Source organism: Imperialibacter sp. EC-SDR9 (assembly GCF_902498805.1).
GTDB lineage: Bacteria > Bacteroidota > Bacteroidia > Cytophagales > Cyclobacteriaceae > Imperialibacter.
Map to the genome: position 1 here is coordinate 1 of NZ_LR701594.1, position 23,680 is coordinate 23,680.

A 23,680-nucleotide genomic window follows, 5' to 3' on the forward strand; every position below is an offset into this window, starting at 1 on the left:
CTAAAGTGGCACTGGCTCTTATTGAAAGAACACCTCACAAAAAGTCTAAGAGACAGAGAAGGTTTAAAGCAGGATTTGATCCAGTGTTCAGAGAAAAAGTCCTCAATCTTTAAATGCGTTTGCCCTGCCACGCCTGCGCTGGCAGAGGCGGAGTCACTTGACGAGCCATTTACAAACTTGTTCACAACAGATGACTCTGTCGAAGATCCCGACTTGTTTTCCTCAGGTCTGCTTACTGGAGAAAAAAGTTTCACAAAAAGATACCTGGCCGTTGCCCTTTCCCCTAAGGTGCCTGCCGATGGCGTATCCTATATCCCAACCGCTTTTTCTCCTTTATCAGTCAATGAGGAGGATCAGGTCTTAAAATTCTATAGCGAGAAGGTGATTCCCGATGGGTTTTCCTTCAAAATCTATGATCGCTTTGGTGACGTTTTGTATGAGACCACCGATTTGTCGGATGCGCAGACCAACGGGTGGAATGGCTTGCTTAAGAGCGGGAAACCAGCGTCAGGTGGGTATTACTTTTACTCCGCAAAGTTTGAGTTTTTTAATGGAAGAAAAGTGTCAAAAACCGGGCAGGTAATGCTGATAAGATGACGAGTATGCTGAAATATATATGCTTTCTTATGCTGGCTTGCTTCACTTTTAGCGTTTCTGGACAGAACAGCCAATTTTCGCAGTACTATACATCATCTTTGTTTCTAAACCCGTCGTTTGCAGGAATTCCGCCAGATTTGCAGGTGTCTCTTAATCACAAAAGACAATTTCAGACTTCTGGAATTTCCAACGAACTTTCGCAGTTTTCGATACTCTATCCCTTCGTTTCAAGTGGGTTTAATGCACGACAGTTTGGGGGCATTGGAGTGACAGCTTTCAGTGAGAGCATTGGGGATAATTTTTTCAAGAACAATGGTTTTATGGTTTCCACTGCCTACAACCTTAGATTGGGCGACTTTAGTCCGGATTACGTGATCTTCGGGCTCCAGGGGGGGTACTTTAACGAAAGCATTAATTTCGGTAATCTACAGTGGGGATCGCAGTATACACCATACCTGATTTCTGGTTTTGACCCGAATGCGGCAGATCCGTCTGCACAGTTCAATGATATCGTGCATTACCCGGTGTTCAATGCAGGTTTGACCTACTACTTCAACCCCGCCCGAACATACAGACTTTACAAGTATAGCGCTTTCTCAGGGTTCTCTTTCAAGAACTTAAATCGCCCAAATACCTCTTTTATGGGAGGTGAGGTAGCTCGTAAGCCAATTTTCATGGCTTATCATGGAGGCATGGAATTTAGCATTTCCCATAAGTTGAGGTGGTCTCCCAATGGAATTTTTTACTATTCCACTGATAATCGCTATCAGTTTAATATGGGAAGTTATGTTAGCTACAGCTTTAGCGATAACCGCTCTCTCAAAGCAAACAATCTCTACCTTACCTTTGGAGCTTGGTATCGATTGAGGGATTCTTTCATTTTCACAGCCGGCTTTCAAAATAATAACCTACAGATGGCTTTTAGTTACGATCTCAATAAAGTATACCTTTTTACGGAACCAAATGATTCACTTGTACCTTCATTTGAAATTTCATTAACTTACACTTTAGGTAAGGACAAAAAGGGTGGTAGCTCGTCCAATCCATTATTTTAGTCATGAGGAAATTATCTTTAGCATTTGTAACCTGTTTAGTTTTAGTAGCTAATGCCTTTGGTCAGGGAGCTGTTCAACTAAATGAATACGCAGATGATCAATTCAGGAACGGACATTATGCTGAGGCAGCACAGTATTACCTCCAGGCACTTGCGGAAGAACCGAACAACCAGCTGGCGACCTTTCAGTTAGCTGAGTGTTATAGAAACACTTTTAAGTATCAGGAGGCTGAGCTTCAATACGAGAAGATGATTAATCTTTCGGAAGCCAACTATCCGACAAGCCGGTATTATTTCGCCTTGATGCAAAAGCTCAACGGCAAGTATCAGGAGGCGATGGAGAATTTTCAGGAATACCTTAAGTGGTATAATACCAACCCTGATAGAATGGCGGCATTTAAGGCACTCAGGCTACAGGCGCTTGTTGAAAAGGAAGGCTGTCTTCTGGCGCTTAATGAGTTAGCCAACCCGGTTCGGCACGCCGAATTCAAGGTGCTGCCTTCTCCGGTCAACACGCAATACGACGATTATGCTCCTTTTATATTTAAGGGGGACTCTTCTCTGATGATGTCTTCTTCAAGAAAATCATCGACAGGATCTGTATTTGATGCAAGAATGGGGCAGTCAACGGCTGATCTTTTTCGGTTTGAGCATTCAGGAGATGCCTGGATCGAAACGGGGAACAAAGACAAGTTTTCCAATATGAACACCAAAAATGGTGAGGGAGCTGGCATTTTTAACAAGGATAATACAAAGGTTTACTTCACCTATAATCCACCGGCTGGTTCGGCAACACCTTCTCAAATATCGAAGTCGGAGTTTGTTGATGGCAAATGGAGTGAGCCAAAGCCATTAAATGCCAATATAAATGCAAAAAACACCACTTCGAGGCACCCGTCGCTGTCGCCAGGAAATGATACGTTGTTTTTTGTTTCCGATAGACCCGGTGGATTCGGTCAAACCGATATCTGGTATAGTGTAGATGCTGGCAATGATAATTGGGGGCCAGCTATTAACCTCGGGTCGGCCATCAACACCACAATGGACGAAGCTTCACCTTTTTACGACCAGAAGGAGGGTGTTCTTTTCTTCTCGTCCAACGGACATAGAGGCTTTGGAGGGTTTGATATATTCATGACCAATGGTAACAACTTCGAGAATTCGGAGATTTATAATATGGGTTTTCCATATAACTCAAATCGGGATGACTGGTTTTTTATACTGGGAGAGCAAAGTGGCTATCTTACATCGGGCAGAGACGGTGGAGTGGGAGGACAAGATATTTATACCTTCCATATTGAGACCGACCAGGAAATTATAGCTGAAATTCTTGAGGAAGACGTGGTGGCAGGCCGTAGCTCCGTTTTCTCGGATGACTACAATTTCGACACCAATGACATAGAGAAGGTGGAGGAAGTGATCTCTCATTTTCTTGCTGCACGTATGTTCAATACGCAAGCGATGCTTACCGCCGAGCAACAGGCATTTTATGATAACTTATCTGAGTCAGACAAAGAGAAGATTGAGAGGATTGTCAACTCCAGGGTACGGAAAATGTCGGAAAGAGACCTTAGGGCGGTTAGAACTGAAGATGAGTTTTATTACCAGCAGCTCTCTACCGGAGATAAGTATTCAATCAACAGGATGGTGTCGTCTTACCTGGAGGAAGATGGCTTAGGTCTGAATGTATCGCTAAGTAGTGAAGAAAAGGCGTACTATGAGCAGCTTTCGAAAGATGCGAAAGAGAAAATAGATCAATACATCACACTGAAGGTAACTGAGTACCGAAACAAGGAGGTTCAAGATGAGTATTTCCAGTCTTTGCCTGCCACCGACCAAACTCAGGTAAAAACGTTGGCACGCAGTTACCTGCTTCAGAAAAAGTCAATTGAAAATCTCTCGCTGGGCGTCAATACAAATGTTTTTCTAAAAAAGCAGGACGAGCAGTCTATGGAGAGGGCCGAGGCCTCCATAGTAAATCAACTAAAGAATCTGGCACTTGAGAGCGATTTCTCTTTGAGTGAAGATGATAAAGTATTTTACCAGAATTTGCCTACTGAAGAGCAGCAGTCCATTGACAGGCTGGTGACTGCGTTTTTGGCTGCGAAGCCTTCGGACTTCGATAAGAACATTACTCCGGCAGACCTGGAATTTTACAATAAGAAACCGGCCGGACAAAAAGCGCTTATTGACAAAATTCTTGTGAGAAGACTTCGGAATTTGTCTTTCTCAGATGAGTATATTTTTAATCATGCCACAGCAAAACAGACGCTGTTGCTTACCAGTTTGAATACCAAAACAAACGGAAATGTCATTGTAGGAGAGGTTGGTAATTTATTAACTGGTGCCAATAGAAATGCTTATAGTTCCCTTAGCGAGGAGGAGAAGTTGAGGTTTGCAAGAATGGTGTCCGGCGTCGACAGCTACGATAAACTAGCCAGCAGACCTCTGTTGGCACTCGATGAAAATGCATCTGAGCCCTCGCAACTTATCGCAAGTCAGTCCAATAGGCCAATGGTTGCATCTTCGTTTGGTAGTGCGGCTGGTTCCTCTAAATCAAGTGAAAACCAGGCACTGGCTCAGGGCAACTCCAATAACAGCAGTGCAAATGTTGCTACGCAAAACTCTCCAGCTACGACCACCGGCACTAACCTTGCTTCAAACCAGGGTGGTCAACTCATCATCGACCGACGAGAGGGGACGGGTGAGCCCGAGTCTGGAAACACACTATCGAAGGTGGCTTCAAGTCGGGCGGCTACAAGCATGAGCTCTGATCAAAGAGCGCTTTATGAGAGCCTGCCTCCGAGTAAAAGGCAGGCAATTGACAGGATTGTAGCTGTTTCACTGATCAACAACGACTATGCGGGCCAACCGGAGATGTTTGAAGAGGACAAACAAAGGTTCGCTGAGTTTGACTCAGAGGAAAGGCGGATGGCCAGAAGAATGGCAAAGTTTATGACAGAAGATCAGCTCTCTACGGCTGAAATGGGTGCGATTAAGGATGATTTTATCAAATACAAAAATTACAACCCTGAAATCAGAAAGACTTTCAACCACTTGATTTTAACTGAGGCTTTTAGCTATTCTCAGGGTAGAAACCAGATGGACTTGTTGACAAAAGACAGGGGGGTTAACAATGGCTTGAGTGCAGAGGAGAAGAGCTTGGTTGGGACTCTGATCGATGTCAGGGCAAGATCGAACTACATTTTTGGCGATCAGATTGATCTAGAAAACAAGTATGTTGAATCAGGTATGGTCATGGCGAGTGTCGATCAATACCAAACAGAAGAGTTTAAGAATATCAAGATTCAGGGGCGTTTGGTAGATATTAAAACCGGTAAAGCTCTTGCTAACTACCCGGTTGTATTGGCAAATAGTTCCGGAGAAACAATCAAGGTGGGTTATACGAACCAAAATGGCGAGTTTGTATTTGACTACTTAGACGGCAACAAAGCCTATAAGATTCTCTCAAACAACCAGACTGTTTCTGCGATAAAGCCGGACAACTTTTTCATTAAAGACTTGCAAGTGCGTGGGTACAAAGATGGATACATAGTGCTGAATTATGAAGGCATTTATTTCGACTCTGATGCCACCAATATTCGGGATGAGGGAATTGTGACGATGAATAAGTTGATCGAACTATACAGGAAGAATCCTGAAATTGAGATCGAAATTCATGCGCATGCTGACAGCCAGGGCGAGCATGACTATAATCACAGACTGTCGGATTTGCGAGGCGACGCTGTCTATAAATACCTTGTCAGTCATGGAGTGGATGAGACGGCCTTGACCGTTTACTACAACGGAGAAGGTGACCCTGTTGCCAGTAATCTCACGGCGTATGGACGTGCTTTTAACAGACGGGTGGAACTTGAGGTATACTCTACAAAACCTTTGCAAGCTGAGCTGGCTAAGATTTATGTTGCCCGTCCCGGGGCTACTATTGATGCTATCGCCAGGGCATTCAACCTGCCGGCAGATAGGATACAAGCTATGAATGGCTTGCAATCGGGGGTAGTTAAGCCATATACACCTATTAGAATAGAAGGCAAAAACAGCATCAAACCGAGCCTAAGTCTCTTGGTTGAGTTAAATGACCATGCTGTGAATTACAAACAGTACAAAGTGAAAAAGGGAGAGTCTATCATCTCCATAGCCGAGAAGTTCAACCTTCCTGAAGAGCTGTTGCTTGAATTGAACAACCTGAACGGATATCAATTGAACCCGGGAGACGTAATTGATATTTACGTTTCTTATTAGCGGTATGGCTTCAGCCGGTTTGATGTTTTGCTTTAGCTTGAGTGCAGGGGTCTGACGACATATTGCTGAGGCTCTGAATGGCTCCTTTTGAACGACGGTAATTTCCTGATCAATAAAGGTAGCCTAGGAGGCTAACAGATAAAACCCCGAAAAAGTCTCCATCAGACTTTTTCGGGGTTTTGGATTTGCTTGTACGCCGTTCAATTTGTTTTCGGGTAGCCCTTTTGAGCCAGTAAAATACAGGTGGCTAATTTCAGGCTAGTCGGCTGCCTTTAATACCCGAGCATCAATTTTGAATCTGGAATTACCCTTTCCCAATCAGGATAAATGATCCCCAGAAATAGGGGCTTTCATATTTCTCCCTAACGTTCAGTTGTGCCTTTCGGAATGAGTCTCGAATGCTTCCAGAACTCAGGTAGTACTTGTAAAAGGAAATCATCAGGTCTTTTGTGACCTGATCGTCTACCTTGTTTAAACTTAGGATCAGGTTCCTGGCCCCGGCTACCTTAAAAGCCCTCTGAAGACCATAAACGCCCTCGCCATTCATCACTTCTCCCAAGCCAGTTTCACAAGCGGATAATACGACAAGGTCAGTATTGTCCAACGTGAGGTTCATTGCCTCGTATGCGGTTAAAATACCATCTTCCGATTCCAGGTCTGCATCCTTTCCTGTTACATAGTCTACAAAGAAATTGTTGGCATCTGCCAGCACAAGCCCCGACTTGAATAGCGGGTTGTTGGCGGTTGTGTTAACATTCTGGGAAATGAACGGAGGGTTTTCAAGGAAATACCCATGAGTAGATATGTGCAAAATTTTAGGGCTTACCAAACTCTTTAGTTTTTCTTCCCTGGCCAATTTATCAGTGCTTATTTTTGAATTCCATCCCGCATCCCGCAACATGTCGTCAATAGTGTGTATTTCAACCATCGTGCCTGGCAGGGGCTGAAACATGTTGATAAAGGCTGTTTTGGCATTCGTTGCCAGTTCGCTGGGTATATGGCCGTAGTCAGGGTTGCCGACGAGAATGGCCGTTCTTTCGTTGTTTTTTTCGGTTCTGCTAAATTCTACAACGTCTTTTGTACTGGTGACAAAATTTACGTCAAGTAAGTCGGTCAGGTACTTCTTTTGATCAGGAATATATAATGTTTCAGGGTTAAACTTATTGTAGACCCCGTCAGGAGAGAAATAGATTTTTTTTATGCCACCCAAGTGTTCCTGTATTTTGGCCCAAAATTGCACATACGTCTCGTTGTCTGTCACGCCAAATTTCAAAGAGTTAAAAAAGGCCGAGTAGTACTGTTTTTCGAGTTGATTACCATTATCGAGCAATACCAACTCTGGATTCGTGTATGAGTCGGGCTTTATAATAAGGGCCGCATACTGTATATGATCCGAGAAACCGTAGATGAGGTTGTCGTCATCACCATAGAGGCTTTTGAATTCCCGGAATCTGACAATTTCCACGGCCGCCTCGCCTTCTTTAAGGTTTCTTCTGATGTCGACCCAGCTATAAACCTTATCTTCCCCGGATTTAAAATAGGAGGATTCGTAGGCAAGTTTTTTTTCCAGGTTATTAATATTGACCTCAAGCTCATCGATGTTGATATTCATTTCCTTCAGTTTGGCTGTACCTACCTGGTAAAACTTTGCCAGACGGGCTTTGAGCGTCTTCCAGAGAATATAGTCCTGTATTAGCTGTTCGTCACCGCTGGCGAGCACATTCTTTCTCACTTTGTCCGAGGCATAGAATATAATCGCCTTTGTTGCCAGTTGGTTGTCGTATAGGTCTCCCAGTATCGCCGGGGTTTCTTTCATGAGCTTGAGGGCTATTGTATTGAAACGCTCTACGTCCTCCCGAACCGTGTTGTAAAAAACTTCCCTTTCAATTTCGCTAAGGGCAGGAAATATCTTTCCTACCTGACCCACCTGTATTTTGATAGCCTCCTTGAAGAACTCTCCTGATTTTTTGGGTTGATCATGTGTGATATAATAAAGACCAAGATTCTCCAGCGACCTGGCATAGGAAGGGTGGTTTTCGCCCAAGCTCACTTTTCTTAGGTTTAGTGCCTGAAGATAAAGTGCCTCAGCTCTTTGGTGATCGCCTGTGTTCGAGTAGAGAACGGCCATGTTGTTGATCAAGGTAGCGTAGTCGGGATGGCTCTCCCCCAAAACTACTTTGTCTATCCTTAGGGCGTCTTCATAGTATTTTTTCGCCTCATCATATTTTTTTTGTGTGCGGCGAATTCCAGCCATGTTGTTAAGTGAAGTAGCGTACTTAGGGTAGTATTCTCCATAGTTGGCTTTATATATATCAGCGGACTCCTTGAAGAGCTCGAAAGCCTTGTCTAAGTCGCCTCTGTCGTTGTAATAACTTGCAAGGTTATTGGCAGCCGTGGCATAGTTGGGATGTCGGGGACCAAATATTTTTTTACTGAGAACAAAAGCCTCTTGTAGGTGCACGCCCGCTTTTTCATAGTTCCCCAGGTCGATATAGAGAATTCCCAAATCATTCAGGGTTTCCAAAATAAGACCCTGGTCAATCCCTTCTCTTTTCCTTTTTAAGTCGAGGGTTTTCAGAAGCACTCTTTCGGACTCGCCGTATTTTCCCAGGTACTCATACACTATACCCATGTGTTCCAGGTTTTCAAGGTATTCCAGCTTGTGTGTGAGTGAGTTAGCTTCATACAGCTCGTCGCTGTGCTGAATAAACGAAAACGCCTTGTCTGGTTGCCCAAGCTTAATGTAAATTCTTCCCAAGTCGCTATAGGAGTTTGCCATTAGAACCATTACTGTCGAATGATGGCCTTCGATAAGCGTATGTGCACGCTCAAAATTCACAGCGGCCATTTCCAACTCGCCAATATGTTCGTAGAAACTTCCCAGCTCCTGCATCGATTTAATATAATCGGTACTGCGATCGCCTTTAGTTTTGCCGATTACTTCTTGCAACTCTTTATAAAATCGTTCTGCTGCCCCGAAGTCCCCCAATATCTTACTAACATTCGCTGCGTTGGTAAGGGCGTTTACATAGTCTTCGTTGCTGGTTTGCCCAATATTGCGCCAGGTCTCTACTGACTTCAGAAGATACTTCTTGCTATTCCCTAAGTCGTCTACATCCCAATAGAGCATTCCCAGGTTATTGAGCAATACCGCCTCCTGACCATTGGGTTTACCTGCGTTTTCGGCATTGAGTGCGCTATAGGCATCTTGCAGATACATGAGGGCCCTTTTCTGGTCGGTATCATAATAATAGTCACTGCTGTCAAGAAGCGATTCCCAGCTTTGCGCTGAGAGGGTTGAAGAGACAGACAGGTACAGGGATATTACAAAAAACAGTGCGCTACTTAATCTGAATTGCATCACATATTGGTTTAGGTAGAAGTCTAAAATACTACTTTGTCTACAATAGGTTAGGTTGACTCTACAAAGCGTTTAAATCAGCATATGTCACCTAGCAAAAGGTGAAAGAGATTTGAAAAAAATGACTCAACATTAAAGTTATTCATTTTTCTTAAAGAGAGTTTCGCTCAAAGCTAACTTTCTCGAAATTATTGACAACCAGAGGCTCCTGAACTCCAAACAAAGCAATAAAAATGTTAGTCATCTTCTTCCATAGCAACTGGTGAAGGGTAGTCAAAAAGGAGGTTCTTCTTGATAGCAGCAGCCACCTTGTGGGGAACAAATTGCTCCCAACCATCTTCTCCATTTTGTATCATCGTCAGGACTTTGTCCGAAATGATGCTCAAATTTTTCTCATTTACTTTCGATAAGTCTTCTATTTTTTTGTTTTCCAGAAGGTAATCGTAAAGGTGTCTGAGGTGCCCAGCTGGTTTAAAATTGGCACAAGTCATCAATTCCTTGGATTCAAAATCTTTGATGTAGGGGTAAACGAATAGCTTGATATTAATGCCAAATAGCTCACCGAAAGCCTGTAGAATTCCACCATTGAGGTCTGAGTAGTACTTTTCATCAAAAATCCTAAGCAGGTTGTTGAAGCCAAGTATGATCCCGATTTTCTTTCCTCTTGTGTATTGAGCGAAATAGGTAGCCAGTTTGTAGTACTCCTGGTAATTTGAAATGATTACGTTCTGACCAAGCGAACAAAGGATATCGACCCGGTCAAGGAAATCATTTTCATCGATTTTACCATCCTTGGTTAAGTCGTTGAGAGTAAGTTCCGAAAGCACAATGAGCTTCTTCGGATCAACGTCGGCTTCTTTTTTGAACTGTCTCAAACCAGCAATCATCATATCAACATTGACCAGCGTCACTGGTCTGAACCTTCCACGAAGAACGAGAACGTTCTTTTTGTACAGTGCTTCCGACGGTTGCAGCACATCTCTGTTGGCACCAAACATGGCCATTTGTGTCAATCCGTTTTTAACAAGCTTCAGGCTCATCAGGCGATTGTCCACATGGTGGAAGTCGGGGCCTTCCAGGCGGAACATGTCAATTTCTATTCGACCCTCACTCAGGTTGTCGATCAGAGAAATGATAAATTCTTCTGGATCCATGTAGTGATAGCAGGCGTAAAGCAAGTTAACGCCAACTATACCCAATGCTTGCTGCTGCCACAACGCATCAGTGTCGTTCAGCACAAGGTGGATGATACAGTCGTTGGGCTGTGTATTGGGGTGGAGCTGAAACCGGATGCCTATCCAGCCATGCCCCTTATTGGTTCTCTTAAAATTGAGCGTTTCAACGGTATTAGCAAAAGCAAAGAAGGTAGTTCGCTTGGCCCTGTAGCTTAACCGTTTGGTAAGCAGGTTATACTCTTTATCAAGCATTTGATGCAGGCGAGGCTGGCATACGTACCTGTCGCAAGGACCGTAGATGGCATCACTGAAGGTCATGTCATAGGCAGACATGGTTTTGGCAATACTGCCCGAAGCTCCCCCTGCTTTGAAAAAATGAGCTGCGGTTTCCTGACCGGCACCTATTTCAGCAAAGGTGCCATAGATTTTCTCGTCAAGATTTATTTTTAGTGCTTTTTCCTTGGTAGTGAGCTTTCGAAAGGATGCATCCATACACTTAGTCCTGTTTGAACAAAATTAGTCGTATTATTATTAAAACTGAATCTTTGAGGGGTGTTTTTAATGTAAACAATCAAAGCACTGTTTTGATTTCTAATTCACAAAAAAGCTCACAAAAGCCTGTTGCTTTTTGACTATAACGCAAAAAAAATCCGCCTTGTTGGGGCGGATTTTAAACTGGGAACCACCTACCTTACTATGCTAAGGGATATCCTGATTTCTCGATCATTACATTGGCTATCTCACGTCTCAACAGAATGGTGTTAACAGGACTCATTTTGGTGAATCGCTTCAGTCCCATGAGCATCACTTTCTGTTCGTCGCCTTTCACAAAGCCGGCAATTGCCTCTTTTCCCGCACGATTTACCTTTTCCACTGCCTCAGCCAAATATACACGGGCAAGTTTTGCCTGAAGAGCGTTGGCACTTTCTCCGGTTTTTGACACCAGCTTTTCAGTTCTAAGCAATGTCGATTCAGCTACATACACCTCAATCATCATGTCGGCGATGCACATCAGTATTTCCTGCTCGTCATTCAGCTTAGGCCCAAAAGTCTGAGCCGCCTTACCAGCTACCATCAATATGGCCTTCTTTAGGTTCTTCAATACTTCCTTTTCTTCTGCAAAAGGCTTGGTAAGATCTGGTGATGCAAAAGAGGGGACTGACGTAAGCTCTTTGGCCACCGCCATAGCCGGTTGCAGTATATCAAGCTCGCCTTTCATGGCTCGTTTCAATACCATCCCTACGAGAAGCATTCTGTTGATTTCGTTGGTGCCTTCGTAAATCCGGGTAATTCGGGCATCTCTGTAGGCCCTGGCCATTGGTGCTTCTTCAGAGAAACCCATGCCGCCATAAACCTGGACACCCTCGTCAACCACAAAATCCAATACTTCAGAGCCATGCACTTTAAGAATGGCGCACTCGATAGCAAACTGCTCTACACCTTTCAGCTTGGCCTCATTCTCGGGCATGCCGTTAGCTATCAAATCGGTGATTTTGTCGTCGATGTTTTGCCCAGCTCTGTAGCAGGCCGATTCTGTCGCATAGGTTTTAACTGCCATCTCGGCCAGCTTATGCTGAATAGCGCCAAAGGAAGAAATGGAAACACCGAACTGCTTGCGGTCGTTGGCGTATTGTGTACTCATGGTGGCCACGTCTTTGCAGCCGCCAATAACGCCGGCGGCTAGCTTGATTCGCCCAATATTGAGGATGTTCACGGCTATCTTGAATCCATTCTCTCTATCAGAAAGCATGTTTTCGACAGGAACCGGACAGTCGTTGAAGAAGATTTGGCGGGTGGACGATCCTTTGATGCCAAGTTTCTTTTCTTCTTCATTCATAGTGATGCCACCGAACGTACGCTCTACAAGAAATGCGGTAAGGTTCTTGTCATCATCAATTTTGGCAAATACAATAAAAAAGTCGGCGAACCCACCATTAGAAATCCACATTTTCTGCCCGGTGATCAGGTAGTGCTTGCCATCGGATGAAAGAACGGCTTTTGTTTTACCAGAATTTGCATCGGAGCCCGCATCTGGCTCTGTGAGGCAGTAGGCTCCTTTCCATTCCCCGCTGGCGAGCTTTGGGATATACTTATTTTTTTGCTCTTCATTGCCATAGTACAAGATGGGGAGTGTTGCAATCCCAGTATGTGCACCATATGCGGTAGAAAATGAGCCAGCCGAGCTGACAATATCTGCAATTAGCATACTTGTGTTGAAGCTCATGCCAAGGCCGCCATATTGCTCAGGAATGGATATGCCCAATAAACCCAGCTCACCTGCTTTTTCGAGCACTCCTGGCATAAAGCCTTCCTCAAGGCTGTCCATCCTGTCTACGTTGGGCTTGATTTCCTTCTCAATAAAATCTCTGGTGGCCTCCGCCATCATTTTTTGCTCTTCCGAAAACTCCTCAGGAATAAATATCTCGTCGGCTTCAGTTTCTCTGATCAGAAATTCACCTCCCTTGATGGCATCTTTGGCAACTGTAGTTTCCATGGCTAATGAAGAATTTTAAAGTTTTGTAATTCGGATAAATAGTATGCATGCATACTATTTCAAATGTAAGGAAAAATAGTATGCATGCATAATAAATTAGTGTGAAAAATTTCAATGTATCCACCGCACATGTCATTGTCGACCGATTATCAGTTTAGCTGAGATTTTTTCCTTGAAATCAGTTAATATGGGGCATTAATGAGCCTTTGAACCTGAGCTCAATATTTTGAGATATGCTTGAAGACGCCCTTTTAAAAATCCTCCCTAAACCACGTGTGAAAACACGACTCATCGACCGTTATGCTTATGCAAGCGATGCCAGCCATTTTTACCTGGTGCCCAAAGCCGTGGTACAGCCCATAACTGTTGAAGAAATTCAAAAACTTTTTGTTGTTTCTCAGAAGTTGAATGTTCCCGTTACGTTTCGGGCTGGGGGTACCAGTTTGTCGGGGCAGGCGGTTACCGATGGGATATTGGCAGACTTGAGTAATTATTGGCGGAAAGTAAACCCGGAGAATAATGGGGAAACTGTCAGGGTGGAGCCGGGGGCAATCGGCGCCCATGTAAATATTCACCTGAAGAAGTTTGGTAGAAAGATAGGGCCAGATCCAGCCTCGATCAACGCCGCTATGATGGGTGGCATCCTGTCCAACAACTCCAGCGGCATGTGCTGTGGCGTAGTGAACAATTCTTATCACACGCTGAAACACATCACCTTTGTGCTCCCCAATGGAAAGGTTTTTTCCACTGAAAAGAAGGAAGACTACGATCGATTTTTGAAGGACTGCGAAGAAATAGCGAATGGCTTGCTCGCACTGAAGCACGAGGTAGAGCAAAATGACGTTTTGATTGCCAGGATTCGGAAAAAATACAAGCAGAAGAACACCGTGGGCTATTGCGTGAACGCCTTTCTCGACTACGAGCACCCGCTCGATATATTGGCACATGTGATCATCGGGGGAGAGGGGACGCTGGCCTTTATTGCAGAGGCTGTGCTAAACACAATCCCTGATTTTCCCTTCAAAATGACGGGCATGCTCTATTTTGACAGTCCTGCCGAGGCTTGCAACACAATTGCGGCACTAAGGGACACAGGGGCCGAGGCTTTGGAGTTTATGGACAGGGCATCGCTCCGGTCGGTGGAAGATATGCCCGGCGTGCCTGATTTTATTAAAACATTGCCTGAGCAGGCATCCGCTATTTTGTGTGAATACCAGGAAAGTACGCAGGAACTGCTGGACACCAAATATGAAATGGCGAAACCGACTTTGGCCCAGCTTCCGCTGCTGTTTGCACCAAGTTTCACGCAAAACTCATCTGAGCAGGCCCTGTACTGGAAAATCAGAAAGGGAATGTATCCTTCAGTAGCTGGCATGCGAGCGAAAGGCACATCAGCATTGATGGAAGATTTTACTTTTCCAGTGGAACGCTTGGGGGAGGCGGTAGTTGATGTGCAGCGGCTGTTTGTAAAACATAAGTATGAGAATGGGATCATCTTCGGTCATGCGAAAGATGGCAACCTCCACTTTGTGGTGTCGCAAAGCTATGCTACTCCTGAAGCCATCGCTTTGTATGAGAAGTTCAATGATGACCTTTTTGACCTGGTGCTCAATAAGTACGACGGCTCGTTGAAAGGAGAACATAGTTCAGGGAGGGCTGTGTCTGCTTTTGTGGAAACAGAGTGGGGGCCTGAAGCCTACCAGGTAATGAAGCGGCTAAAGCAGCTGATTGATCCGCACAACCTGCTCAACCCCGGTATTGTAATAACCGAAGACAAGAAATGTCACGTGCACAACCTCAAAGTGATGCCAATAGTGGAAGAAGAGGTCGACAAGTGCATTGAGTGCGGATTCTGTGAAAATAGCTGTCCCAGTCGTGACTATACATTAACCCCCCGGAGGCGAATTGGCATTAGAAGGGCCATCAAGCGGGCAGAAATGGCCGGAGACCATACTACAAAGGATGCGCTGTTGAAAGACTATGCATTTGATGGCATAGAAACCTGTGCGGTCGACGGGATGTGCGCTACAAACTGCCCGGTCGATATCAATACGGGTGACCTCATTAAGCGATTGAGAAGGGAAAACCATTCTTCATTTGAGAATAAAGTAGCTCTTGGTGTTGCCAGAAACTTCAAATGGCTTGAAAGCGCTACCAGGCTGGCACTTTGGAAAGGGTTTCTACTAAACAAGCTGCTCGGTCAGCAGTTTATGCCAAAGCTGACTTCGGGAATGAAACGGATCATTCCAGGTATGCCGCTCTGGTCCAATCATTTTCAAAAATCGGCTATAAAGGAGCTTTTTAAGGCAGGTCGCAGTACACGGAGCGAGGGTCAGTCAGTCGTTTATTTCTCAAGTTGCATTTCAAGGATGATGGATGGCGACGGAGTGAGGGCTTTTTTGTCTGTGTGCAAAAAAGCCAACATCAATATCGTATTGCCCGACCAATTGAAAGGGACATGCTGCGGGCAAGTCTTCTCGTCCAAAGGCTTTGCAAAGGCTTACAAGTTCACTGCCAATCAGGCTATTGAACGACTTTGGCAAAGCTCGCAGGAAGGAAAAATTCCGGTGGTGTTGGACGTGACAAGCTGCACCCAGACAATAAAATCCAGCAGACCGTATCTTACCACTGTCAACAAGGTTCGGTTTGACAAACTGATCATTCATGATGTAATTGATTTCGCTGCCGAGGTTGTATTGCCGCAATTGACCATTTCTGCACAAAAAGACAAAATTGCGTTTCACCCGGTTTGCTCGGTGCAAAAAATGGGCTCTCTCGATCAGTTGAAACGAATTGGTAGTGCCTGCGCCAAAGAGGTGAAGGTGCCGGAATTTGCGGGTTGCTGTGGCATGGCTGGCGATCGTGGGTTTTACTACCCTGAGTTGACGAAGGCGGCGACAAAGAAAGAGTCGACTGAAGTGAAACAGGAGGCGTACGACGGATATTATTCTACATCTAAGACTTGTGAGATAGCACTGTCTGAAGCCGTAGGAAAAAATTACGAATCGGTGATGAAACTTTTAGACGACGTAAGTAACTGAAAAATATATCTTTGATAAGAGAAGAAACCTGAACAAATATGACATACCCCTTCAATCCCCCTCATAGAGTATTAATGGGCCCCGGACCATCCGACGCCCACCCAAGAGTACTGAAAGCCATGGCCACCCCATTGATCGGCCATCTTGATCCTGAGTTTGTCAGGATGATGGACGAGGTGAAAAGCATGGTGCAGCAAACATTGTTGACCAAGAATAATCTCACCTTCGTTGTGTCAGCACCAGGTTCGGCTGGCATGGAAACCTGCCTGGTCAACCTGCTGGAGCCAGGTGATGAGTGCATCATTTGCGTCAATGGCGTGTTTGGTGGCCGTATGGTCGATATAGCCGAGCGCTGCGGGGCAAAGGTGCACAGGATAGACACCGACTGGGGCAAGGTGACCGAAGTGAGCCAGATCAAAAAAGTGTTGGATGTATGCCCAAAGCCAAAGCTAGTAGCCATTGTGCACGCTGAAACTTCCACGGGAGCCATGCAACCTTTGCAGGAGATAAGTGACCTGGTGCACAATGCAGGGTCGCTACTCGTTGTTGATGCGGTTACCTCTTACACAGGTGCGCCCCTTAAAGTCGATGAATGGGGCATTGATGCTATTTACTCAGGGTCGCAAAAGTGCCTCAGCGCCCCTCCCGGGCTTTCGCCGGTAAGCTTGTCCGAAGCGGCTGTGAAAGTCCTTGACAATCGTAAAACCAAAGTGCAAAGCTGGTTTATGGATCTGACCATGGTGAAGAATTACTGGGCAGGGGCGAAGCGGGCCTATCATCACACAGGCCCTGTTTCCGCCATATTTGCCCTGCACGAGGCATTGAATATTGTGTTGGAAGAGGGCTTGGAGGAGCGCTGGGCCAGGCACGAAGTGGTGCACAACTATTTGAAGATGAAACTGGAGGCGTTGGGCTTTAAGTTTGTGGTAGATGAGCAGCATCGTTTGCCGAATTTGAATGCCGTTTACTTACCTGAGGGTGTCGACGAAGCTGCGCTCAGAACTCGTCTGTTAAATGACTATAATATCGAAGTTGGTGGGGGCCTAGGCGTGTTTGCCGGCAAAATCTGGAGAATAGGTATTATGGGCGAAAGCTGTACTAAAAACCATGTGAACATGCTAGTGGGTGCACTGGAGGAGATGCTCTAGGAAATTGAGGTATGCAGGTAGGGCATTCATCAGGAAAATTGCTAACTTCTTGCCAACCTATACCTGACATCCTATGAAGAGAAAAGAGTTTTTGAAAACAACGGGCGCATTTGTAGCCGGATCAATGGTGGTGCCGCTGGTTTCCTGCGAAGATAAACCGACGGAAGTGCGAAAGAACTGGGCGGGTAATTACCAGTACAAAGCGAAGAACCTTCTGGAACCCAAAACCACCGAGGAGCTTCAGGGGCTTGTCAGAAAGCTTTCCAGTCAGAAGGCGTTGGGTTCTAAGCACTGCTTTAACAATATAGCCGACAGCCCCGAAAATCAGATATCCACCAAAAACTTCAATAAGGTTTTAGGGATTGACGAGGAAAAGATGACCGTCACGGTAGAGTCGGGCGCCAGGTACGGGGAGTTTGCTCCCGAGCTTCATCAGAAGGGCTATGCCTTGCACAACCTGGCTTCCCTGCCTCATATTTCTGTAGCAGGTGCTGCTGCCACAGCCACCCACGGGTCCGGTGTGGGGAATGGAAACCTGGCAAGCGCTGTGAAGGGACTGGAGCTGGTAGATGGTAACGGACAACTGGTAAAATTGAAAGAAGGCGATCCGGATTTTTATGGAGCTGTCGTCGGTCTTGGCGCATTGGGCATTGTTACAAAAGTGACGCTCGCTATAGAGAAGACCTTCGAGGTGAGGCAGGATGTTTTTCAGGATTTGCCGCTGGCATCTTTGGAAAAGGATTTTGAAGCTATTATGTCTGCCGGCTACAGCGTCAGCTTATTTACTGACTGGCAGAACCAGGTGGTCAGCCAGGTGTGGATCAAAAGGCGGATGGACGAGGAAATAACAGATGCCTGCGTCGAATTCTACGGCGCTACAGCTGCAACAAAGAACTTGCATCCCATTACCCGTCTTTCAGCAGAGAATTGCACGGAGCAAATGGGTAAGCCAGGCCCCTGGTACGACCGCCTGCCCCATTTCAAGATGGGCTTTACGCCCAGCAGTGGAGAGGAGCTGCAGTCGGAGTTTTTCGTACCAATGGAAAATGCCGTTGATGCCATCTTGGCGCTGGAGAAAAAACGTGACCTGATCTTTCCTCAATTGATGATCACTGAAATTCGCACCATTGCAGCCGACGAGCTGTGGATGAGCACAGCCTACAGGCAGCCAAGCGTAGCCATCCACTTTACCTGGAAGCAAAATCCTGAGGAGGTTGGTAAGCTATTGCCCATGATTGAAGCAGAGCTGTCTCCATTTGGAGTGAGGCCACATTGGGGCAAGCTGTTTACCTTAGCTCCCAAAACTTTGCATGACAGGTATCCAAAATACCAGTCGTTTTTGGAGTTGGTCAAAAAATATGACCCCCAAGGCAAGTTCAGGAATGAGTATTTGGATCTGAATGTCTATCAGGCCTGAGAGATTAAGTGTGCGCCTGCTTGAAAGGAAACAGGCGTCTTACAGGTCTTTGATTTTATTCTTAATGGCTGAAATTTCAGTGTCTAGCTCCTTCAAAGACTCTGCCACATACCCATAAAAGTCGGAACTCTCCTCCTGTAACTCTTTTAAGGCAGATTCTATCATCTTTTGCCGCTCAAGAACGAATGAAAACTTGGCATCTGTCACATTTCTGTGCCTTTCAAATCGTTTTATAAGATTTTGTATGTTCTCGCTCATAGTGGATTAAACAATTGAAATTTATTAAAAATTCTCGACTGAGCAAGAGCAAATTCTTCAACAGACTAATGATAGTGCAAATTACTCCATCCTCTCATACAAAATGCGCCAGCTTAGCTTCCACGTTTCTCCGCCGTCCGCTGAGGCTTCCCAGTCCCATGTAAACGAGTCGTGTTTGATGTTGTAAAACACCATGCGCTGCTGGATTCGCTTCTCGCCCCGCTCAAATATCTGGGTCTTGAAGATTCGTTTGTCTCCGATAAATTCTCCTTCGAAATCGAAGTAACCGCCCTGGTTATCAGCCCAGGCTTGTTTCCACCTCTTGAGCTGTGGCTGGTAAACGGAAATACTCGTGCCTTTAAATCCTTTATTTTGGCCCCCATCGAGCTCAAAAGTCTCTCGAACCACGGTGCCGTCGAGAATTTTGTCAATAGTGTTGATGCCATATTGCTGCACACCATTTCCCTCGTCGTAGGTTGCTTTCCATTTACCCACCCAAAAGTCGAAGTATTGGGTTGTGTCAATTTTGCTAAGTTGAAGCTCCTGGCAATGTGCCGAAAAGCCGAAGCACAGTAAGACGGTGAATAATATCCCTTTCATAGATTGATAGTTTTTGATTTCCGATCAATCTATCACAGATACGAATGGAAGTGGTTAATCTATAGAAATGTTAACCGGCCTTTTTTGAGAGTTTCTCCATTCCAGGGGCGTTTTCCCCGTTGCTCTTTTGAATGACTTATAAAAAGATACCTTGTTGTTGAAACCGCTTAGGTGGGCTATGTCAATAACCTTTTCATTCGTGTTCTTCAGAAGGTAGATGGATTCTCTTATCCGGTAGTCATTTAATAGCTTGTTAAATCCATCGTATTTCTGGTTGATGATTTCGCTAAGCTGATAGGGCTTTAAGGATAAATCATTCGAAAGGTCGTTGAGCCTGTATTCACCATTAAGGTAGGGCTTGCAGTCTTTGAAATGGCGCTCAATTTGAGAAAGTACTGTTTCCGAAATGTAGGTGCTCAACTTTTCTTCTGTAGAGAGTTGGCTGATGAATTGGGGCTGGAGATAGGATTTGATCAACAGCGCATAAATAAAAAAGCATGAAGCGACGGCAATCAGGTAGTCAAATTCCAACGTCAGTGTTTTTGTGGCAACCATGATGGAGTAGAGCACAAACAGCAGGGCATAAGCCAGCAATGGTATAAATAGCCAGCGTCGAACATTGTCTCGCCTGCCTCTTGCGAATGGGAAGGAAAGAACCACACATATAACCAGGTGAAGCGGCTGCAAAAGGAAAAGAAACATGGGGCTTATCGGCATGTATAGAACGAAGACCGCCACAAGGAAGGGGAGAAGATGTAGGATTGTCGGCCATTTCGTTGCCTGTTGAATGGAGATGCCTCTAATGAGAAAATAGAAAAGCGGAGCGATGAGAAAAGTGAGGTATTGAACCCACAAGAGATAGGTGGGCGTACCCAGTTTGGCCCAATAGGCCACATAAAAGGCAAGCAGCAACGCAAAGAACAGAGAAATCAGCGAGAGGTAGCCTGACTGAGAACGACGGTATTTTACTTTGAGTAATACGGAAAGTAAAACTCCCTGAAAAGCACCCAGGCTAAATAACAGAAGTATTAGTTCATTTGCTGGCATCAGTTCATTTGATGGTACCACGTAAACACCCGAAAGCTGGTGCTCCCTAAGGTTCAGTTCTGGCGTTGATAAAGCGCACTTCGAAAATCTTGCCGTTGCTTACTTTGTAAATGGCAATTGCCTCAAGCCGGGGTTTGTTCTTGTCAAAGACCACACTTTCGTGGTCAATAACCGTGTTGCCCAGAATAGTTCGGTTGACAATGTCGCAGTGGAGGTCAACGGCAGTTTGAAAGAAACCCTCGTATCCTTTTCTAAGGTTTTCAATTCCATCCATAAGTAGTTTGTCGGGATAGTTGTAAATCTTGACCGTGTCGCTGTACGTTTCAAGAAACTTGTCAATGTCTCTGGCATTGTAGGCGTCCAACTGGCGGCTCACTACGTCGACAGGGTCGGATGAGTTCTGGGCCTGACTAGCATTGGTTACCAGCGTAATTACGAAGAAAATGAGTGCATTTTTCATGCTTTTCAAATCAAGGTCGATTAAAGATAAAAACATCCATCCAAACCCTGCGTCATTTCATCCGGCTTCTTCCACAGTTCAGTCACTTCTATTATTAAAGCGGTCGGGAGCATAGCACCTTTGAATCATTCAACGACAAACAAGTGATTCAATGATACAGCTACTCAAAATCGTTTTTTATGTTCTGGCGCTACTTTTTTCAACACCCCTTATTGCGCAAACAATCATCAAGGGGGTGATCACCGAGAAGTCAGGTGAGCCTATTCCCGGTGTGAATATCTATATCGACGGTACTTACGACGGCGCCACCACAGGCATGGAAGGGGCGTTTTCCTTTGAAACGGAGGAAGCAGGAGACCACCAGGTAGTGGCCACGTTTATTGGCTACAAAAAGCATGTAACGGAGGTGAAATTGACTGGCAACCCAATTCAACTGACCATCCAACTCCAGGAGGAAATCAACAAGCTTGACGGCGTTACGATTACGGCAGGCACTTTCGAGGCAAGCGATGAGAAAAAATCGGTAGTGCTGAAACCACTTGACATTGCCATGACAGCGGGGGCCACAGCCGACATTCCCGGTGCACTGAATACACTGCCAGGGACTCAAAAGGTAGGAGAGTCCGGAAGGCTTTTCGTGCGGGGAGGGGCCAGCACAGAAACCAGGACTTTTGTTGACGGCATGCTAATGAACAGTTTCTACAACACCAGCGGCCCCAATATGCCAGGCCGCTCAAGGTTTTCGCCCTTCCTGTTCAAAGGCACGTTCTTTAGCACGGGCGGCTACAGCGCTGAATACGGTCAGGCGATGTCGTCGGCCCTGGTGCTCAACACCTTTGACCTCCCCGAACAAACCGAGTCCAACATTTCTTTGATGAGTGTAGGCGGAAGTGCAAGCCACACTGAAAGATGGGAGAGAGGTTCAGTATTCGGAGAGCTTGCTTATACTAACCTGAAACCATATCAGTCGCTGATCAACCAGGCATATGACTGGGAAAAGCCTTCTGAATCGCTGGGGGGTTCTTTTATGGTAAGACAAAAAAGTGGGAAGAGCGGAATTTTCAAGCTTTACGGCTCGTTTGCCAATGCTTCCTTTGCGCTTCGTCAGCCTGATATCAACAGCCCGGGCGGCAGCAATAGAATTGCCATAAAGAACGGGTACAGCTACCTGAATGCCACTTACAAGAATCAACTGGGAGGTGGTTGGTACTACAGCGGAGGTGTTAGCCAAACCATTTCGGAAGACAATATTGACTTCGACAACGACCGTGTTGACACAGGTGAGCACGCATGGCATGTAAAGTCAGTCTTCACCAACGACCGTAACGAGAAGATGACGCTTAAGCTTGGTCAGGAGGTAATTGTCAGAGATTTCACCGATAACATTACAGCAGCAGAGGGGCAAAGTCTGATCAATGAAAAGGCGGAGACGTTGCCCGCTACGTTTGCAGAGGCTGATGTTTACCTGTCCAATAAGTTTGTATTCAGAACCGGAGCAAGGTTAGAGTATTCCTCACTAATAGGTACCTGGAACCTGGCACCAAGAGCATCACTGGCGTACAAAACCACGGAGTTTAGTCAGGTGTCCTTCGCTTATGGAAGATTCTACCAGACACCTGACAACGAGCGCTTCCGTGTCACCACAGACTTGACGTCGGAAGTAGCTTCCCACTACATTCTTAACTATCAAATTCAAAAAGATAACAGGACTTTCAGGGTGGAGGGTTACATGAAGGCGTATGACAAATTGGTAAAATACAATGGGAACGAACCTTATAATCCAACCTTTTTCAACAACAAAGGATATGGTGATGCCAATGGGCTGGATATTTTCTTCCGAGACGCCAAAACGTTCCGCAACATCGACTACTGGGTGTCCTATTCATTTCTCGATACCGAAAGAGACTTTCTCACATTTCAGTCGTCAGCGGTGCCCGGGTTTGCTTCGAAACATAACTTCTCTTTCGTTTACAAGCACTTTATCGATGCCATCAAGTCGCAGGTTGGGTTTACTTACTCTTATGGCAGCGGCCGCTACTATAACGACCCCAACAAAGATGGGGTCATGAACAGCCAGCTTCCCAGCTATCAGGACTTCAGCTTTAATATGGCTTATCTGTTTCGTCCGCAGGTTATCTTCTATGCTTCAGCCACCAACTTGCTGGGTCGTGACAATATCTTCGGTTATCAGTTTGCAGACAACCCAAACAGCGACGGTGTCTTTGAGTCAAGAGCTATTGGGCAGCCAGCTAAACGTTTCTTGTTTCTTGGAGTTTTCATCACACTCTCGAAGGACAAGTCAAAGAATCAACTCGAAAACTTATAATTCAACTTAAATATCATAGCAATGAAAAATTTACTAATGATGATTTTGCTGCTGGCTGGCATTGAAAGCCAGGCCGGCGACAACCAGGGCAGGCTGGTAGTGAAAGTTACTAACCTGGGCGACCTGAAAGGTCAGGTAATGGTTGGCTTGTTCGACAAAGAGGACAATTTCCTGAAAGAACCAATAAAAGGTGTTTCAGCTAAAGTAACAGCCGAAGGCCAGGAGGTTGTTTTTGAAAACCTTCCGTACGGAGAATATGCCGTAAGCGTGATTCATGATGAAAATGAAAATGGCGAACTCGACACTTTCCTGGTCATTCCCACCGAGCCTTATGGCTTCAGCAATAATGTAATGGGCAAGTTTGGCCCGCCAAGCTTTGAGCAGACCAAGATCAGCTTTAAAAACGATACTTCTATTGAAATCAAACTTAACCGCTAAT

General features: G+C 45.4%; 15 protein-coding genes. 8 read left to right on the forward strand and 7 right to left on the reverse strand.

Translation table 11 applies throughout. The features are described 5' to 3' along the window. The 3 genes from GC130_RS18800 to GC130_RS18810 all read left to right on the forward strand — a co-directional run. Positions 1–597: gliding motility-associated C-terminal domain-containing protein (locus tag GC130_RS18800; protein WP_226940546.1), on the forward strand; the 597-nt coding region annotated here is incomplete at its 5' end. A 5-nt stretch (positions 598–602) separates the two neighbouring features. Continuing rightward, entirely contained in the window at positions 603–1,652 is a 1,050-nt protein-coding gene (locus GC130_RS18805; RefSeq protein ID WP_193217911.1) for a PorP/SprF family type IX secretion system membrane protein, read from the forward strand. Between the two features lie 2 nt (positions 1,653–1,654). Further along, the gene (locus GC130_RS18810; protein ID WP_151999896.1) at positions 1,655–5,914 is read left to right on the forward strand and encodes a LysM peptidoglycan-binding domain-containing protein; all 4,260 of its coding nucleotides are present in this window, start codon (positions 1,655–1,657) and stop codon (positions 5,912–5,914) included. A 304-nt stretch (positions 5,915–6,218) separates the two neighbouring features. Here the strand turns inward: GC130_RS18810 and GC130_RS18815 are convergent, their stop codons facing one another. The 3 genes from GC130_RS18815 to GC130_RS18825 all read right to left on the reverse strand — a co-directional run bounded on the left by GC130_RS18815 (position 6,219) and on the right by GC130_RS18825 (position 12,944). Further along, entirely contained in the window at positions 6,219–9,275 is a 3,057-nt protein-coding gene (locus GC130_RS18815) for a CHAT domain-containing tetratricopeptide repeat protein (RefSeq protein ID WP_151999897.1), read from the reverse strand. Positions 9,276–9,511: 236 nt separating this feature from the next. Beyond that, positions 9,512–10,942 (reverse strand): TonB-dependent receptor, encoded by a 1,431-nt coding sequence (locus tag GC130_RS18820; RefSeq protein WP_151999898.1) that lies wholly within the window; start codon positions 10,940–10,942, stop codon positions 9,512–9,514. 202 nt (positions 10,943–11,144) lie between these two features. Next, positions 11,145–12,944 (reverse strand): acyl-CoA dehydrogenase family protein, encoded by a 1,800-nt coding sequence (locus GC130_RS18825; RefSeq protein ID WP_151999899.1) that lies wholly within the window; start codon positions 12,942–12,944, stop codon positions 11,145–11,147. A gap of 275 nt (positions 12,945–13,219) precedes the next feature. Here GC130_RS18825 and GC130_RS18830 point away from each other — a divergent pair, with 275 nt between their 5' ends. From GC130_RS18830 to GC130_RS18840, 3 genes are all read left to right on the forward strand, one after another. Further along, the gene (locus GC130_RS18830; protein ID WP_226940547.1) at positions 13,220–15,985 is read left to right on the forward strand and encodes an FAD-binding and (Fe-S)-binding domain-containing protein; all 2,766 of its coding nucleotides are present in this window, start codon (positions 13,220–13,222) and stop codon (positions 15,983–15,985) included. A gap of 38 nt (positions 15,986–16,023) precedes the next feature. Next, complete coding sequence (locus tag GC130_RS18835) at positions 16,024–17,133, forward strand: alanine--glyoxylate aminotransferase family protein (protein WP_151999901.1); 1,110 nt, start codon at positions 16,024–16,026, stop codon at positions 17,131–17,133. Positions 17,134–17,206: 73 nt separating this feature from the next. Continuing rightward, positions 17,207–18,550: a D-arabinono-1,4-lactone oxidase gene (locus tag GC130_RS18840; protein WP_151999902.1), complete on the forward strand. Its 1,344-nt coding sequence runs from the start codon at positions 17,207–17,209 to the stop codon at positions 18,548–18,550. Positions 18,551–18,589: 39 nt separating this feature from the next. On the opposite strand, the gene GC130_RS18845 is transcribed toward GC130_RS18840, so the two are convergent. From GC130_RS18845 to GC130_RS18860, 4 genes are all read right to left on the reverse strand, one after another. Further along, positions 18,590–18,808 carry a hypothetical protein gene (locus GC130_RS18845; protein WP_151999903.1) on the reverse strand — a complete coding sequence of 73 codons (219 nt, stop codon included), beginning with the start codon at positions 18,806–18,808 and terminating at the stop codon, positions 18,590–18,592. An 81-nt stretch (positions 18,809–18,889) separates the two neighbouring features. Beyond that, positions 18,890–19,408: a hypothetical protein gene (locus GC130_RS18850; RefSeq protein ID WP_151999904.1), complete on the reverse strand. Its 519-nt coding sequence runs from the start codon at positions 19,406–19,408 to the stop codon at positions 18,890–18,892. Positions 19,409–19,462: 54 nt separating this feature from the next. Beyond that, a complete protein-coding gene (locus GC130_RS18855; protein ID WP_151999905.1) occupies positions 19,463–20,455 on the reverse strand; it encodes an AraC family transcriptional regulator in 993 nt (330 codons plus the stop codon). A gap of 46 nt (positions 20,456–20,501) precedes the next feature. Beyond that, positions 20,502–20,915 (reverse strand): nuclear transport factor 2 family protein, encoded by a 414-nt coding sequence (locus tag GC130_RS18860; RefSeq protein WP_151999906.1) that lies wholly within the window; start codon positions 20,913–20,915, stop codon positions 20,502–20,504. Between the two features lie 151 nt (positions 20,916–21,066). On the opposite strand from GC130_RS18860, the gene GC130_RS18865 reads away from it, so the two are divergent. Together GC130_RS18865 and GC130_RS18870 are read left to right on the forward strand one after the other, a co-directional pair. Continuing rightward, positions 21,067–23,241: a TonB-dependent receptor gene (locus GC130_RS18865; RefSeq protein WP_151999907.1), complete on the forward strand. Its 2,175-nt coding sequence runs from the start codon at positions 21,067–21,069 to the stop codon at positions 23,239–23,241. A 21-nt stretch (positions 23,242–23,262) separates the two neighbouring features. Next, positions 23,263–23,679, forward strand: a complete 417-nt coding sequence (locus GC130_RS18870) for a DUF2141 domain-containing protein (protein ID WP_151999908.1) — start codon at positions 23,263–23,265, stop codon at positions 23,677–23,679. The last annotated feature ends 1 nt before the right edge of the window (position 23,680 follow it).

Bases quoted from the DNA above. Each gene is read 5' to 3' on its own strand.
- GC130_RS18845 (WP_151999903.1), bottom strand. From the start codon at position 18,808: ATGAGCGAGAACATACAAAATCTTATAAAACGATTTGAAAGGCACAGA.
- GC130_RS18805 (WP_193217911.1), top strand. From the start codon at position 603: ATGCTGAAATATATATGCTTTCTTATGCTGGCTTGCTTCACTTTTAGC.
- GC130_RS18825 (WP_151999899.1), bottom strand. From the start codon at position 12,944: ATGGAAACTACAGTTGCCAAAGATGCCATCAAGGGAGGTGAATTTCTG.
- GC130_RS18815 (WP_151999897.1), bottom strand. From the start codon at position 9,275: ATGCAATTCAGATTAAGTAGCGCACTGTTTTTTGTAATATCCCTGTAC.
- GC130_RS18870 (WP_151999908.1), top strand. From the start codon at position 23,263: ATGAAAAATTTACTAATGATGATTTTGCTGCTGGCTGGCATTGAAAGC.
- GC130_RS18840 (WP_151999902.1), top strand. From the start codon at position 17,207: ATGAAGAGAAAAGAGTTTTTGAAAACAACGGGCGCATTTGTAGCCGGA.
- GC130_RS18855 (WP_151999905.1), bottom strand. From the start codon at position 20,455: ATGCCAGCAAATGAACTAATACTTCTGTTATTTAGCCTGGGTGCTTTT.
- GC130_RS18820 (WP_151999898.1), bottom strand. From the start codon at position 10,942: ATGGATGCATCCTTTCGAAAGCTCACTACCAAGGAAAAAGCACTAAAA.
- GC130_RS18865 (WP_151999907.1), top strand. From the start codon at position 21,067: ATGATACAGCTACTCAAAATCGTTTTTTATGTTCTGGCGCTACTTTTT.
- GC130_RS18810 (WP_151999896.1), top strand. From the start codon at position 1,655: ATGAGGAAATTATCTTTAGCATTTGTAACCTGTTTAGTTTTAGTAGCT.
- GC130_RS18850 (WP_151999904.1), bottom strand. From the start codon at position 19,408: ATGAAAGGGATATTATTCACCGTCTTACTGTGCTTCGGCTTTTCGGCA.
- GC130_RS18835 (WP_151999901.1), top strand. From the start codon at position 16,024: ATGACATACCCCTTCAATCCCCCTCATAGAGTATTAATGGGCCCCGGA.
- GC130_RS18860 (WP_151999906.1), bottom strand. From the start codon at position 20,915: ATGAAAAATGCACTCATTTTCTTCGTAATTACGCTGGTAACCAATGCT.